The following is a 14,201-nucleotide window of genomic DNA, read 5'->3' as shown; positions in this document are numbered from 1 at the left end:
CCGATTAGATCAATAGTTCAATTTTCTTCATTATTGATGCTCTCACAGGATCATTCCCGCCCGGCTGCTACCGCCGCCTGCGTCACGGCACGACCGATTTCCTCATTGCGTTCAGCATCATAGCAGATCACGAACTCCAATGACGGCAGACGCGCCTCGGGGGTGACGTCGATCTCACGCAGCATCGCGTGCGGCCACGCCTCGACGATGGAGTGCGGAATCGTGCCGATCCCGAATCCCTGTTGCACCAGGTGCAGCACCGTCGCCAGCGAGGCCGATCCATGCACAGTCGCGGGCTTGCGCCGCCCGGGGCTGAGGGTCTCAATCACCTGCCGGTGCGGGCTCGTCGTCTTCGGGAAGGACACGATCGGCAAGGCGGTCAGGTCATCGATCTCCGCGGGCTGCGGCAGGGTGAAATGCGCAGGAGAGACGAACCAGCCCATCGTGACCGGCGGCAGCGGCGTCAGCGCGATCCCCCGGGGCGCTTGATCGCGCAGCATGATCACCACGTCGAGCGCATCGTCGCGCAGCGCCTGCCCCATCTGGTCCGATGTATCGACCGAAATCTCGAAGCGCAGCAGCGGGTGATCCTGCCGCAACGACGTCAGCATCCGGGGCAGGATCGTATGGGTCATCGTCTCCGCTACGCCGAGTCGCACGACCCCCGCCATCACGCCATGGGTCAGCTCACTCAGGATCCGATCGCGCTGCGCGATCAGAACCTCCGCCTCGTCGACAAGCCGCCGCCCCGTCGCGCTGAGCCGCACGCCGCGTCCGTCGCGCTCGAAGATGGTGATCCCCATTCGGTCCTCGAGATGCCGGATCCGCCGCGAAATCGCCGATTGCGCGAGTCCCGTTGCATCGGACGCCGCGCGGAAGCCGCCGTAGCGCACCACGGAGCGGATGATCTCGATGTCGCGAAAACCGAACATGACGCGATGCTAAGCGGTGCCCTGGCGCGACTGTCAAGCGCATCGGTCGAACGCGTGTCAGCAGGCGACCCGCTGATCTCGCGGATTTCGGTCAGTGGTGAGGGCGGCTCGCGATAAATCTCGGTGGTGCATTGGCAGCGCTCTGGAAGGGCGTAGCCTTCCGCGGCCACAACGGATTGTGCAGTTCCGCCTATCCTTGTTCGGGATCCGAGAGCGCACGACCCGCCACCGGCGCACTTTCGACCAGCGGCGCGGTGTCACGCGCACTAGCAGTCCGCTGATCGAGCTGGTGGCTAAATCGGCTGACATGCCGCTTATTGGGCGGCTAGCCGTCATTCGACGAGCGAGCCACGAAGGTCCGCAGCGCGAAGAGAGCGCATAGTTCTGTGTCGTGAGCGCGACGAGCTGCATCACCGTGTCATCAGATACTCCGCGACGGCCTGGTAGGCGGGAAGCGATGTGGGGTCGATGAAGCCGTTCTGGGCCTGCGGATAGGAGGCAAACCGCACCAGGACCATCTTGGCCGTCGGATCGACATAGATCGTCTGGCCATGAACCCCTCGCGCCGCAAACGCGCCGTGATCGTTGTGAAAGACCCACCACTGGCTCGTGTAGCTGCCGTTCGGGATCGTCGGGAAGCCGCTGAACTTCGCGGGGTCTCCGCCCATGCGAATGTGCTCCACCACCGAAGCGGGGAAGAGCCGTTTGCCGTTGAACTCGCCCGCGTCGAGCATGACCTGCCCGAGTCGGCCTAAGTCGCGCAAGCTTGCCGAAATGCCGCCCCCCGCGAAAGGCACGCCCTTGGCGTCGACCGTCTGATAGGCGTCCTGTTCCGCCCCCATGGGCTGCCAGAGTCGTTCCGAGGCAAGCTCTGTCACCGAGGTGTTCGTAACCCGGCTGATGATCCAGCCCAACATGTCGGAATTGATCGTCTTGTAGTGGAACGCCGCGCCATGTTCGCCGTCAGGTTTCACCTGCTGGAGATATTCCCAGTAGCCGTTGGGGCCGGTGTAGCCTTCGGGTTTGGGCAGTGGGCTCGCCGCGGCGGAGTATTGCCAGATATCGGCATTCGGATCGGAGTAATCCTCGGAGTATTTCACCCCGGTCGTCATATCCATCACCTGCCGGACGGTGGCGGTGGCAAAGGCGCTGTCACCGATCTCGGGGATGATGTCGCGCACCAGCAGCGTATCGTCGAGCTTGCCCTCGGCCACCAGAATTTCGCCCAGAAGCCCGGTGACGGATTTCGTCATCGACATCGCCGCGTGTTTCCCGGTCTCGTCGAGGCAGCCGAAATAACGTTCGTAGACGACCTCCCCTTCATGGAGGATCAAAATCCCGTCGGTGTAATTGGCATAGAGCGACTGCTCCCATGTCATCGCCGTGTCCGAGTTCAGGGGCGTGAAGCTCAGTGCGTCGATCTCCTGGCGCAGATCGGCGAAACGCGGCGGAGAGGGATAGCGCAGGGTGGACGGTGCCCCGAGGCCGCGGCTGATCTCCTCGGTCGGAAGAAATTCTCGTAGGTGGCAGACCGACCAGCGCAGTTTCGGAAAGCTGAAGAAGTTGGAATCCGGCTGTGTGATCAGCTTGTCGGCGGGCGGCGGAAAGCCCTGCATCCAGCCCATGACACGTGGGGCGGAATCCTGCGCGGAAAGCGGCGTCGATTGGGCGAAGACCGCAGATCCCAGACAGAGCGTCGTGACCAGGGTGGCAGTCTGCACGATCCGTTTAGAAATTAACGACGACATTGAGGAAGCCTCCGGTCCAATTGGGCACCTTGCCCGGCACGGCGTTCTTGATCCCCTTGCCCGGGATCGAGACGCTGCCCCCTGCGGTCAGGAAGGTGTTTCGGTTGATGATGCGGCTGTATTCAAGAAAGACGTCATCGGAGAGATGCGCGTTCGTGACGCCCGAGAGCACATTCGCCGTCGCACCTGTCGTATCGAGCCGGGTCGCCTGTCCGAACTGGATCGGGCTGTTCAACTCGTTCGCCCGGATATGTGCATAGCGCAGCGTCACGCTGTCCTCACGGGTCGGCTGAAGCTTCAGCGAGAGCCCATGCGCCTGAACGTTGGAATTAATGAACACCATCGAGGATTTCGACCCGGTCGCCCAGGCGCTTGGAGAGCCCTCGTAATAAAGCGGATCGAAGCGTTCGAGCCGGGCCGTGTTCGGATCGTCCCCGGAGAAACTCTGGTAGGAATAGGTCAGCGTCGGCGACCAGGGCAAATCCGCGAAGGTATAGCCAAGCTGGACGCGCCCGGCCCAGGCGGCCAGATCAATCCGGTCATTCCACTCATAGGCAAAATCTGCCGAGGCGACCCAGTTCTCGAAAGCACCGGAAAACGGATTGGTGCGTGCATACAGGTTGAGAGCATTCGTTCCGTCGCGGGCACCGGGCAGGATCACCGGCGCGCCAAGACCTCCGGGGGCCGCCTGGATATAGGCGGAGTCGGAATTGAGCACATTGACATAGGTAAGCCCGAGATACCCCCCGCGCGGATCGTCAAAGCGCATATCCAGACCGGCGAGCCTGTTATGCCCGTCGCTCGCGGGGCGTTCGTTCGGGTCGATATAGAACGCGGTTGCCGCGAGCGCGCCTTGCGTGATCTTTCCGATCGCGGCCATTTCCCAGGCCTTGCGCGGCCCGAACTTCAGTGCACCACGCTCGAAACCGCTCGAGCCACCGTTGGCGATGAGCATGCCGGTGCCGAGCTTCAATTCACGCGGGCCAAGCGAAAAATCGAAGCCCATACCCTCGGTTTGCTGCATACGCAGGCCGAGATAGGCTTCCTCGATCGTCGTCCGCCCGGTATCTCCATAGTCATAGGCGTCGGTGCCGAGAGTGTAAGACGCGACCGCCGAGAGCTTTCCATAGAAGACTTGTCCGGAGTCGAGCGTCTTTTCAAAGCTCACACCGGGCTTGATGTAGAACTCGAGCCAATTCTTGTCCGCGTTGAAACCTGCACCCGGCGCGAAGCTGTCGGCGAAATCCCAGAAAAGGTTCTGCTCGCTGACCGCGTTCACACCTGCTTGCAGATGCGTGCGCACCGTTGTGCCGTTACCCTCGTAGAGTATCGTCGGATCGCGTTCCTGTGCGCTGGCTGCTGTGATGGACGCCAAGGCGATAGATGTCGCCGTCAGGGCCGACGCAACTCCGCGTCGAGCACGAGCAGAAGAGACCTGGATATCAGCCTTCATTGCGCACCAACTCATACCCGCGGAACAAAGATCACACCGCTCAGTACTCACGCTACCGTGATCGCGTTATCCTTCAAGAGGAACAGTGCCCAAAATGGGCGAGGCAGCGATGAGGATGCGCAGATGCAGACCGGATCACGCAAGGAACGCGATTTCATTCGGGAGAATTTCGGGGAAATCTGGCCGGTGCATGTCTCAGCCTTCACACGTCTTCTGACGCAGTTTCGCGCACGTTTCGATGGCGATCTCGATCTGCTCCTCGTGCTGGCGGTCATCGGAGAGCGGACCCGGCCCGAGAACTGGAATCCGCAACTCGTGTCTTTGGAAGATCTCGCGACGCGCGCTGAGGATCGGCGATCTCAATATGCAATCAACATCCAGTCTATCGCGGATTACAGCGGCATCCCAAGAGAAACCGTGCGCCGAAAAGTTCTCGTCTTGCAGAGAAAGGGGTGGGTGCATCGGAGCGACGACGGGAAACTATCGATTTCAGCGGATGCCGCCCCGGACCTCGCGGATGCCACCGGGGATACGATCGCCTATCTCCAAAAAATCTTCTGCGCATTCGAAAACGCGCGCGATACTGGAAATGGAGCGGCCGCTATCGAGTGAGCCCCGCCGCACAGGGGGGACGCGAGTGGCCTCCGACCGCACGCAAGCGCCGACCAGACCTTCGTAGCGGCATGGTAGATCAGATTTCAACGGCTTCAGAGGTTTGTATGGTGGGTCTCCCAGTCCAACACGCCTACCTCGTCACCCTCCCGACCTTGGCGTCTCAACCGTGCGATCGCCGGATGCGGTCGTGACGAGGTTCGAAGGTAGGCAAGGCCATCGACAGGACAACGGGCGCTCTCCCTAGTCGTCAACCCGAACGGTTTCGCTCAAAAGCGTGAAGTGGCGGGGGCTGAGTTTGGCATGCCAAGTGACCCCGTCGGGATCGTGACGCAGTTCGGTCTCTGCCTCACCGCGCAGGAAATTTTCGATGACCTGGGTGCCGAGCCCCTGACGCGAGGGCGGCTCGACCGGCGGACCATCGCGCTCCTCCCAGGAGAACGCGAGCGCTCCGCTGTCCGGAACCACGCGCCAGCGCACCGCGACCCGGCCGTCGGGAATCGAGAGCGCACCGTATTTATCCGCATTGGTGGCCAGTTCATGGATCACCAGCGCAAGGTCGAAGGAGGGCTTTTCAGCCACGAGCACCGGAGGCCCCTCGGTCACGAGTTGTCCGGCAGCGCTGGTGTAGGGCGTCACGTGATCTCTCACCAAGGCATCGAGCGGACGGGCCGTGGTCCCTTCCTGCGCGAGTTTGACATGCGCATCGGTGAGGGCGCGGAGCCGGCCCGAAAAGGTCTTCGAAAAGCTTTCAAGATCGGCGGCGCGGCGCACCGTCATCGAGAATAGCGACTGCAGAACCGACAGGCTGTTGCGCGTTCGGTGGCGTAGCTCGCTGAGCAGAAAGCGGCCCCGTTCCTCTTCCTGATAAAGCCGGTCGATCAGGTCGCGGGTCTCGAACTGCCGCTGACGCGCTTCGGCCTGAGCTTCGAATACGCTTTGCAACACGGCGGCCTTGACCGGGCGCTCGAGAAGTATCGGCGGAGGCGCGTTTTCCTTGCGGTTGATGATCTGAATCGCGGGCGGAGGGCGGCTGATCTGACTGAGAAGAAACACCGACGGCAGCCGCGCCCACGCGGGTTCGGCCGCGAAAGTGGCGTTCAGAGCCTCACCGGTCTCACGGCCCGCGCCCTCCTGGCTGATGACGACGAAAAGAACGCCATCAGGGCCCTGCGCATTTAAGGCGGCGGCGAAGGCGCGCGCGGTGATGCAGGTCCGGGCGGTAAAGCCGCACCGCTCGACAACCCGCGCCAGGGCTCGGGCGTCGTCCTTGAGCGGCGCGAGGATCAGGACCGGCGGCATCTCGGAACAGGGCTCGGACATCGCTTCACTCTGCGCTGAGATCGGATGCATCTCTGGCACGCTGCTCGGCTTCTTCGGAAAGGGGAATGATTTCCACAGCGCCGGACCGGATGATCAGCTGTTCGATATTGCGCCGGTGTTCGCTGTGACGTTTCTTGAGCACGGCGATGGACCGTCGGATTTCCGAGTGCGCCTCGTATTGGCGCAGAAGGATAATGGAATCGGCGAGAAAACTGGCATCAATGGTCGTCCTAGGCGGCTCGCCCAAGAGGCCGTGCTGGGTCATGGTGATGATGACCAGAACTTCACGGCGGGTAAGATGCTGCAGCAGCGCCTGCATATGCGTCATCACATGGCTGCGCTCCGGCAGTGCCTCGAGGTAACCGCTGAGACTATCGATGACCACGACGCGGGCGCCGTCATCCACAGCGCTCAGCACCGCATTGGCGAACTCGCCCGGTGAGACCTCGGCGGGATCGAAGTGGCGTAACCTGAGGTGGTCGGTGTCCTCGTAACCCTCCACCTCAAGCCCGACGCCTGCGGAGCGGTTGCGCAGCACTTCGGGGCGCTCCTCGAAAAGGAACATGGCCGCAAGCAGTCCACGCTCGGATGCCGCGCGCGCCAACAGGGTGGCGATGGTCGACTTGCCGGTGCCGGACTGCCCCGAGATCAGCGTGGTGGTGCCGAATTCCAGCCCCCCGCCCAAAAGTTGAGCGAGCGGTTCGTGCGGCGGCTCAAGCCGGTCCTCAAGGGTGGCAGGTTGCGCCTCATGCGGGATGACACGCGGGAAAACCTCGAGCCCGCCAGTGTTAATACGGAAATCATGCCAGCCCTCCCGGAACGGGGCGCCGCGCAGCTTGACGATTGTCAGCCGCCGTTGCGTGATCCCGATGGGCGGCGTCGTGCTGTCGAGTTTGATGACGCCGTGGACCACGCCCTCGGCGTGACGTTCCCCATCCGGATGATCGAGATGGTCAATCAGCAACGCCGTGCAACCGCGCTCGCGCAAGTCGCTGCGGAGTGTGAGAAGCTCGCGCCGGTAAGCTGAATCGGTCGAGGAAAGCATTCGCAACTCCAGCAGGGAGTCGAACACGACAATTTCGGGGTCGGAGTTTTCAAGTTCGCCGCGCACCCCCTCCATCAATTCGACAAGATCGGCCTCGTCGCTCTCGACCGAGATGCTCCGCTCGCCTCCGCCGAGTTCGGGCGTGTAGACCTTGACGCCGGACAGATCGAACCCGTGGGACTTCGCGATCATCTCGATTTCAGGCCGGGATTGCGCCACGCTGATAAAGAGCGCGCGCTTCCCGTCGGCAACCCCTTCGGCAAGGAAATGTAGCGCGAGGGTGGTCTTGCCGGTGCCGGGAGCCCCCTCGACGAGCATGATCCGCCCAGCGGGGTAGCCTCCCCTCAGAACTTCGTCGAGGCCGACAATCCCCGTGGACACTCTGCCGTCTTGATCAACCACTTTACCCCCTAACCCGCAGATCCAACGCCAATTCAGGTGGGCCGGCCAAGGCCGACGTCGCCTGATATAAATTGTTTCAAGACATTAAGGTTTCCATGCTGGATCAAAAAATCGCGTTTGGCAATGAAACGGCCCCGTTTGGCGTCCGGGACTCGCCCTCCGAGACTCCTGCGCAGCCCGACGGAGACCAGCCTGATGCCGGAGCTTCATTCAGCCGCAACTGACGGCCGGTTTCTGCTGCGGTCCCGCCCACCTCGGAGGTTCGGTCCACAGCCATACGTCCTCAGCCGCCGCCCTTCGTGCCAGAGGAGGACGATCGTGATGAGGTTAAACACCGTCAGCAAGATCAGCCCGAGGAGGTGCGCTGACACCCACGGCGCTTCCTTGATCTCTTCTCGGGCCAGCATTTCGACCCAATTGAGGATGGCCGGCCCCGAGACGAAGTAGAACACAAGTTCGCCAGCCATCTCGGTCAGCGCGTGCAATCCTCGGTGCGTGGCACTAAGCCTGAATGCTTGATGAACGCGGTGTCACGGACTTGCGGACCCGCGACCTGACCTTTTCGATGAAAGGCACGCAATGGACGCAGCGATTACTCACTGGATCAATTCCTTCGCGGGCCACAACGCCTTTGTCGATCAAGCAATGATCGCAATCACTCAAACGGGCGTGCCCTTCATCGTGCTCGTCGTCGTCCTGCAATGGTGGAGCCGGGAAAACCGGCAGCATCTGCGTCATGTCGCAATCTGCGCCGGACTTGCGTTCCTTCTGGGGCTTGCGATCAATCAGGGCATCCTGCTCTTCATCCACCGCGTGCGCCCATATGACGCCGGAGTCTCCAACCTTCTTATCGCCAAGAGCGCCGACTGGTCTTTTCCGTCCGACCACGCCACTGCCTCGATGTCAGTGGCCATGGCATTTGCGCTTCAGAAGCTTCCGCGACGGGCGCTGGCATTCTTCGCGATGGCTTTCCTCATCTGTCTGTCGCGCGTTTACGTCGGCACCCACTACGTCACCGACGTTCTGGGAGGCGCCGCCACCGGGATCGTGGCGGCAATCGTCGTCCGGGCGCTTTATCGAGAAAACAGCAAATTCGATCGTTTCGCGAAAAGCATCCTCTAGCGGGAAACACTGCTTTCTGCAGAGAAGTCGTTCACCTGTGGCGAAGCGAAAGCCCGCTTTCCGCCCGGTAGCGGCTTTCTCCGTATCATTCTCTAATGTCGGTTCTCGTCTGACGTTCACCATGATGATGACGCTTTTGGGCATCTGCGAGATACGATGTTTTCAGACATTTCCACGCATGGATAAAGTCAGCTCTCAGCCGCCCCAGGTCCTCTCGAGCAGCGCCAGCCAATTGCCATGGGCGAGCCTCTCGATCAGCGGCGCATCATAGCCATGCGCGCGCATCGCTTCGATCAAGCGCGGCAGCCCTGCCGCATCGCCCAGATCGGGCGGAATCGCCGCTCCGTCGAAATCCGAACCGAGCCCGACACGGCTCTCGCCCAAGGTTTCGATCAGGTGATCGAGATGGCGCAGCATCGGGTCGAACCCCGCGAAAGGCTCACCCTTGCCGTCTTCGCGCAGAAACCCCAGCGCGTAGTTGAGGCCGACAATGCCGTCGCTCTCGCGGATCATGGCAAGCTGTCGGTCCGTGAGGTTGCGCGACGAGGGACAGATCGCATGCACATTGGAATGGGTCGCGACCAAGGGCGCATCGGAAAGCGCTGCGACATCGTCAAAGCCTTTCTCGTTCAGATGGCTCAGGTCGATCATGATCTTCAGCCGGTTGCATTCCGTCACCAGCCGTTTGCCCGCCTCGGTCAGCCCGTCCCCGGTATCGGGCGAGGACGGAAACGCAAAGGGCACACCGTTGCCGAAAGCCGTCGGGCGCGACCAGACCGGCCCGAGCGAGCGCAGCCCCATCGCGTGCCAGACATGCAGCAGATCGAGATCGGGCCCGATCGCCTCCGCGCCTTCGAAATGCAGGATCGCGGCGATCTTCTTTGCGGCCATCGCGTTACGGATATCGGCGACAGAACGGCAGATTTTCAGGCTCCCCTCCCGCTCCATCCACATGAGGTGGCCGACCATCTTCATCGCAACGGGCAGTGCGTCCTCGAGCGGAATCTCCTTCGGCAAAGGCAGCGAAAAGGGGGGATTTCGCATGATGGCGTCCAAATCGGGATCGTCATGGGCGATGGGCGACGGAATGTAGACCGCGAAGAACCCGCCCGCGAAACCACCCGCACGCATCCGCGGCAGGTCGAGATGGCCCTCTCCGGTATCGCTTAGCCAAGTCGTCTCGCGGGCCTCCGGGGCGCGCAGCAGGCGCAGAAGAAAATCGTTATGGCCGTCGAAGACCGGAACCGGGGCGCTCATGTGAACTCATCCTCTTTCATTTGGCCTGTGAACGCTTCCGGTGGTTCACAGTGGCATATTTTGCGGCACGGAGGCTGCGAAGATCGGCACCTGGGAGTTCTTCCTCGACGCGCCTGTTGATCTGTCGCCGGCCAGTTCTCCATTCATGGAAGATGTAAGCAAGTCGAATTGTTGTCCGAAGGCGCAGGCGCGCACGCCGCGATGCCGGGAATTGGCAGGGTCCATTCCACGAGGCGATCCGGCTGGGCGAGAACGCGCATATCTGGCTGAAGGTCTCCGGCTCCGAGAGCAGTTCCGAACTCGATCTTCCTTACGCGGGTGCGACGCCCTTCGCCGCGAAGCTGGTCGAGCTTTACCCGAACCGAACGATCTGGGGCACTGACTGGCGGCACCCGAGTTTCCGCGCAGACACGCCCGATGATAGGTCTAGGTCGATACCCTTACCGATATAGCCGCGAATACCGCGCTCTTCCTCTCCTCCGACGAGGCGCGCTTCGTCACCGGCACCGAGATCGCGACCTATCAGCTTGGTGTGCTCGGCGCCGGGGTCATGAAGATCGAGGACCGAACGACCCCGATCAGGCGCGGATGCAAGGCAGCGATCCTCTCATGGGGCACTACTCGCCCCACTTACCGCATTGCGATCTCGACCGGGGCGGAGCGCGCCTCGATCTCTGCCGCGGCGTCGAAGAGCACGTCTTCACGGAACCGCCCCGCCATCATCTGGATACCCAGCGGCGCGCCTTCGGGCGTGGCCCCGGTTGCCAGCGAAAGCGCCGGCAGCCCGGTGATCGGCAGACCGACCATTGCGTTCTGTGCTTCCCAGACGCGGCGGTAATCAGCATCGCTCCCCAGGTCGAGATTGTCGGCGAAGGGCAATTCCGAACTCGGCGGCAGCAGCACCAGCGGGTAGCGCTCGAGGAAGAGCGCCCATTCCCGCGCGATTTCGGCCCGGCGGATCAGCGCGCGCGGAATCGCATCGGGGGCGAGGGAGCGAATGAACTCCGCCTGCCCCTCCAGCACCCGCAGCGCGCCCGGATCGCCCTCGGCCTGCGCCGCGGCGAGCTTGCCGGGATAGTCATGGCCCAGCCAGAGCGTGATCTGCACCCGCGCGGCCTCGGCGATCGGCGGCAGCGCGTCGAGTTCTTCGACGATCCAACCGGCGGCGCGAAGCTTCTCGGCGGATTGCAGAAGGCTCTGTTGCAGCGCGGGATCGGTCTGCGCGCCATCGGGCCGAAGACACAGCGCCGCGCGTCGGTCCACCGCAGGTCCGTGCAGCGGGGCAGGCACCGACCAGATGTCGCGCGGATCGGGCTTGGCCATCGCGGTGAAAGCGAGCCGCAGATCCCCGACAGAGCGCGCGAGCGGCCCGGAAGTCGCCATCAGCTGCCCGCCGATATCGCGCTCCGCCCCGGTGGAGTTATGCGCCGCAATCCGCCCGAAACTGGGACGCAACCCATGCACGCCGCAGGCATAGGCCGGGTAGCGAACCGAGCCCGCGATATCCGTGCCATGCGCAATCGCCCCGATCCCGGCCGCCACCGCAGCGCTAGCACCGCCCGACGACCCGCCCGGCGTCAAATCCTTTCGCCGCGGGTTGTAGGTGTGGCCATGCAGCAGGTTGTTGGTGAACCAGCGGTAGCTGAAGGCGGGCGTGTTCGAGCGCCCGAGGCTGACCGCCCCCGCGCCCAGCAGGTTCGCGACCACCGGGTTGTCGGTCTTCGAGATGAGATCCTTCTGCGAGGTCAGCCCGTTCGTCGTCGCATAGCCGCGCTGGTCCACGATCACTTTGATCGTCACCGGCACCCCGGCCAGCGACCCCGGATCCTCGCCGCGCGCGATGCGGGCATCGACCGCCTCCGCCGCGGCCAGCGTCTCCTCGGGCCGGCACTCGACAACCGCGTTGATCGCAGGGTTCACCGCCTCGAGCCGCGAAAGCCCCGCCTGCGCCACCTCGCGCGCGCTCACCTGACGCGAGCGCACAAGCGCCGCGATTTGCGTGGCCCCCAAGGACCAGAGAGCGGGTTCTGCGGTGTCGTTCATGTCGGTAACTCCATCGTGGAAATTGAGGTTGCGCCGACCGATCGGGGCGCGCGCCCTTCGGGCCTAGCCGCGGCAGGTCTCCACGATCACCTCGCGCAGCCAGCGATGCATCGCAGAGTCGTTCTTGCGGGCGGTCCAGACGACCGACAGGTCGAACGGGCCGCGGAACGGGCATTCGTTGAGAACCAGCCCCTCCATCGTGCGCCCCAATCGACTTGGCATCGTCGCCACGAGGTCGGACTGTCCGAGAAGCGAGGCGAGTCCTGCCGGGCTCGGCACCGTGATCGTGGGGCGCAGAGAATGGCCCGCAGCTTCGATCTCGTTGACATAGGCCGATTTCCAGCCGCCGCCGTAATTGATGTAGACATGGTTGAGCGCCAGATAGCTGTCGACATCGAGCGGCCGCCCCGCCATCGGATGCCGCGGGTCCATGAAACAGGCATACTCTTCGGTATAAAGGCGGCGCGAATGAAAGCCGGATTCGCTGCGCGCGAAAGGGCCGACGAGAACGTCGGCTTCCCGGCGCAGAAGGCGCAAATGGCCGTCGCCCAACGCATTCACCACCTCGACCTCGAGATGCGGGGCCTGTTTGCGCAGCTCGGAGACGATCTTCGGGATCATCAGGATGCGCTCGTAATAGTTGCAGGCGATGGTGACCTTGGCGCGAGACTGCGCGGGATCGAACTCTTCAGGCTGCGCGACGTCGTCGAGCTTCTCGAGGATCTCGATTACTTGCTGGAGGATATGTTCGCAGCGCTCCGTCGAGACCTGCCGCCCGCCCTCGCGCACGAAAAGCGGATCCTGAAAATAGGCGCGCAGCTTGGCGATCGTGTAGCTCACCGCCGACTGGTTCACGTCGAGCTTTTCGGCCGCCGCCGTGAAGGAGCCCAGTTCATGGACCAGCCGCAGCGTCTCGAGCGCGGCGATGTCGAGCCTGCCGGGGGATGCGGTCGATTGCGGCATGACATTCCATCAAATTATTTGATGGTATATACAAGATTCATCTTATTGTTACAAGAAAGACCGCGCCTTACGCATGTCCCCGGAGGAGATTTCGGGAGGACATCATGGCGCTCGCACCGCTGGACGAGGAGATTACGCTCGCGCAACTGACGACGGATCCCTATCCGATCTATCGCCGATTGCGCGCCGAGAGCCCGGTTCTGCGGGTCGCCTCGGCGGGTCGCACGTTCCTGACGACGGCGGAGCTGACCAAGAAGGTGAAGGACAATCCGGAGCTGTTCAGCAGCGACGATCCCAACACCCCGATGAAGCCCGCATTCCGCGCCCATACCCTGATGCGCAAGGACGGCGAAGAACATCTGCGCGAACGCATGGCGATGGCCCCGGCGCTCACGCCGAAGCGGATCCAGACCGATTGGGGGCCGCTCTACGAGAAATTCGCCGAGGAATATGTCGGTCGGTTGCCGCGCGGCGAGACGGTCGATCTGTTCTCCGAGCTATGCGGACCGCTGGCCGCGCGCATCCTCGCCCATGTGCTGGGCATCCCGGAGGCGAGCGACGCGCAGATGCAGCGCTGGTCGCAGCACCTGATAGACGGAGCGGGGAATTTCGGCTGGCTGCCCGAGCCTTTCGCCATCTCGGACAAGGCCAATGACGAGATGGACGCGCTATTCACCGAGCTGCGCGAAAAGCGGATCGCGGAGCCGGACGGCTCGGCCTATTCGGTGATGCTCAACGCCGAAAACCCGATCCCGATGAGTCAGATCTGGGCCAATATCAAGATCGCAATCGGCGGCGGAATCAACGAGCCGCGCGACGCGCTGGCCACCATCATTTACGGGTTGCTGACCAATCCCGACCAACTGGAGCAGGTCCGCGCCGAGGGCGCGTGGAGCAAGGCCTTCGAGGAAGGCGTGCGCTGGGTCGCCCCGATTCAGGCCAGCTCACGGCTGGTGACCGAGGATACCGAGCTTGGCGGCTTCGAGATCCCGAAGGGCGACACGGTGATGACGATCCAGGCCTCGGCCAATCGCGACGAGAGCATCTACGAGAATGGCGAGGAGTATTTCGTCTTTCGCGACAAGAACCCCCATCAGGCTTTCGGCAACGGCCCCCATCACTGCGCAGGCGCCCATATCGCGCGGCGCACGGTGGGCAAGATCATCCTGCCGCTGCTGTTCGACCGCTTCCCCGACATGCGCCTGCACGATCCCGACGCGGTGATCTGGCGCGGCTTCGGGTTTCGCGGCCCGATCAACCTGCCGGTGGAGCTGAACTGATCCGCGGTTACGCGGACCGGA

General features: G+C 62.9%; 12 protein-coding genes. 3 read left to right on the top strand and 9 right to left on the bottom strand.

Annotation, left to right across the window (positions count from 1 at the left end; all coding sequences use genetic code 11):
• Nucleotides 1–50: 50 nt before the first annotated feature.
• The 3 genes from B6V75_RS18135 to B6V75_RS18125 all read right to left on the bottom strand — a co-directional run bounded on the left by B6V75_RS18135 (nt 51) and on the right by B6V75_RS18125 (nt 4,055).
• Nucleotides 51–932 carry a LysR family transcriptional regulator gene (locus B6V75_RS18135; protein WP_075777411.1) on the bottom strand — a complete coding sequence of 294 codons (882 nt, stop codon included), beginning with the start codon at nt 930–932 and terminating at the stop codon, nt 51–53.
• 410 nt (nt 933–1,342) lie between these two features.
• Nucleotides 1,343–2,680 (bottom strand): serine hydrolase, encoded by a 1,338-nt coding sequence (locus B6V75_RS18130; RefSeq protein WP_088720637.1) that lies wholly within the window; start codon nt 2,678–2,680, stop codon nt 1,343–1,345.
• Complete coding sequence (locus B6V75_RS18125) at nt 2,661–4,055, bottom strand: alginate export family protein (RefSeq protein WP_240497004.1); 1,395 nt, start codon at nt 4,053–4,055, stop codon at nt 2,661–2,663. Before B6V75_RS18125 ends, B6V75_RS18130 begins: the two co-directional genes overlap by 20 nt.
• 201 nt (nt 4,056–4,256) lie before the next feature.
• Here B6V75_RS18125 and B6V75_RS18120 point away from each other — a divergent pair, with 201 nt between their 5' ends.
• On the top strand, nt 4,257–4,745 hold the full coding sequence (locus B6V75_RS18120) for a hypothetical protein (protein WP_088720635.1): 489 nt from the start codon (nt 4,257–4,259) through the stop codon (nt 4,743–4,745).
• Nucleotides 4,746–4,988: 243 nt separating this feature from the next.
• Here the strand turns inward: B6V75_RS18120 and B6V75_RS18115 are convergent, their stop codons facing one another.
• The 3 genes from B6V75_RS18115 to B6V75_RS18105 form a co-directional block, all read right to left on the bottom strand.
• The gene (locus tag B6V75_RS18115; RefSeq protein ID WP_168174514.1) at nt 4,989–6,068 is read right to left on the bottom strand and encodes a sensor histidine kinase; all 1,080 of its coding nucleotides are present in this window, start codon (nt 6,066–6,068) and stop codon (nt 4,989–4,991) included.
• 4 nt (nt 6,069–6,072) lie between these two features.
• On the bottom strand, nt 6,073–7,515 hold the full coding sequence (locus B6V75_RS18110; protein WP_088720633.1) for an ATPase domain-containing protein: 1,443 nt from the start codon (nt 7,513–7,515) through the stop codon (nt 6,073–6,075).
• 206 nt (nt 7,516–7,721) lie between these two features.
• Nucleotides 7,722–7,982, bottom strand: coding sequence for a hypothetical protein (locus tag B6V75_RS18105; RefSeq protein ID WP_146735153.1), 261 nt, complete (start codon nt 7,980–7,982; stop codon nt 7,722–7,724).
• Between the two features lie 112 nt (nt 7,983–8,094).
• Between B6V75_RS18105 and B6V75_RS18100 the strand changes: the two genes are divergently transcribed.
• Entirely contained in the window at nt 8,095–8,637 is a 543-nt protein-coding gene (locus B6V75_RS18100) for a phosphatase PAP2 family protein (protein WP_088720631.1), read from the top strand.
• A 195-nt stretch (nt 8,638–8,832) separates the two neighbouring features.
• Here B6V75_RS18100 and B6V75_RS18095 read toward each other — a convergent pair whose 3' ends face one another.
• The 3 genes from B6V75_RS18095 to B6V75_RS18085 form a co-directional block, all read right to left on the bottom strand.
• Nucleotides 8,833–9,894: a dipeptidase gene (locus tag B6V75_RS18095; protein ID WP_088720630.1), complete on the bottom strand. Its 1,062-nt coding sequence runs from the start codon at nt 9,892–9,894 to the stop codon at nt 8,833–8,835.
• A 630-nt stretch (nt 9,895–10,524) separates the two neighbouring features.
• Nucleotides 10,525–11,937, bottom strand: coding sequence for an amidase family protein (locus B6V75_RS18090; protein ID WP_088720629.1), 1,413 nt, complete (start codon nt 11,935–11,937; stop codon nt 10,525–10,527).
• Between the two features lie 63 nt (nt 11,938–12,000).
• Nucleotides 12,001–12,900, bottom strand: a complete 900-nt coding sequence (locus tag B6V75_RS18085) for a LysR family transcriptional regulator (RefSeq protein WP_088720628.1) — start codon at nt 12,898–12,900, stop codon at nt 12,001–12,003.
• Between the two features lie 104 nt (nt 12,901–13,004).
• Here B6V75_RS18085 and B6V75_RS18080 point away from each other — a divergent pair, with 104 nt between their 5' ends.
• The gene (locus B6V75_RS18080) at nt 13,005–14,180 is read left to right on the top strand and encodes a cytochrome P450 (RefSeq protein ID WP_088720627.1); all 1,176 of its coding nucleotides are present in this window, start codon (nt 13,005–13,007) and stop codon (nt 14,178–14,180) included.
• The last annotated feature ends 21 nt before the right edge of the window (nt 14,181–14,201 follow it).

The sequence above is a fragment of the Thioclava sp. F1Mire-8 genome, from assembly GCF_002213165.1.
GTDB lineage: Bacteria > Pseudomonadota > Alphaproteobacteria > Rhodobacterales > Rhodobacteraceae > Thioclava > Thioclava nitratireducens.
The sequence above is the reverse complement of the archived record's forward strand: the minus strand, read 5'-3'. Positions and strand labels throughout refer to the sequence as shown.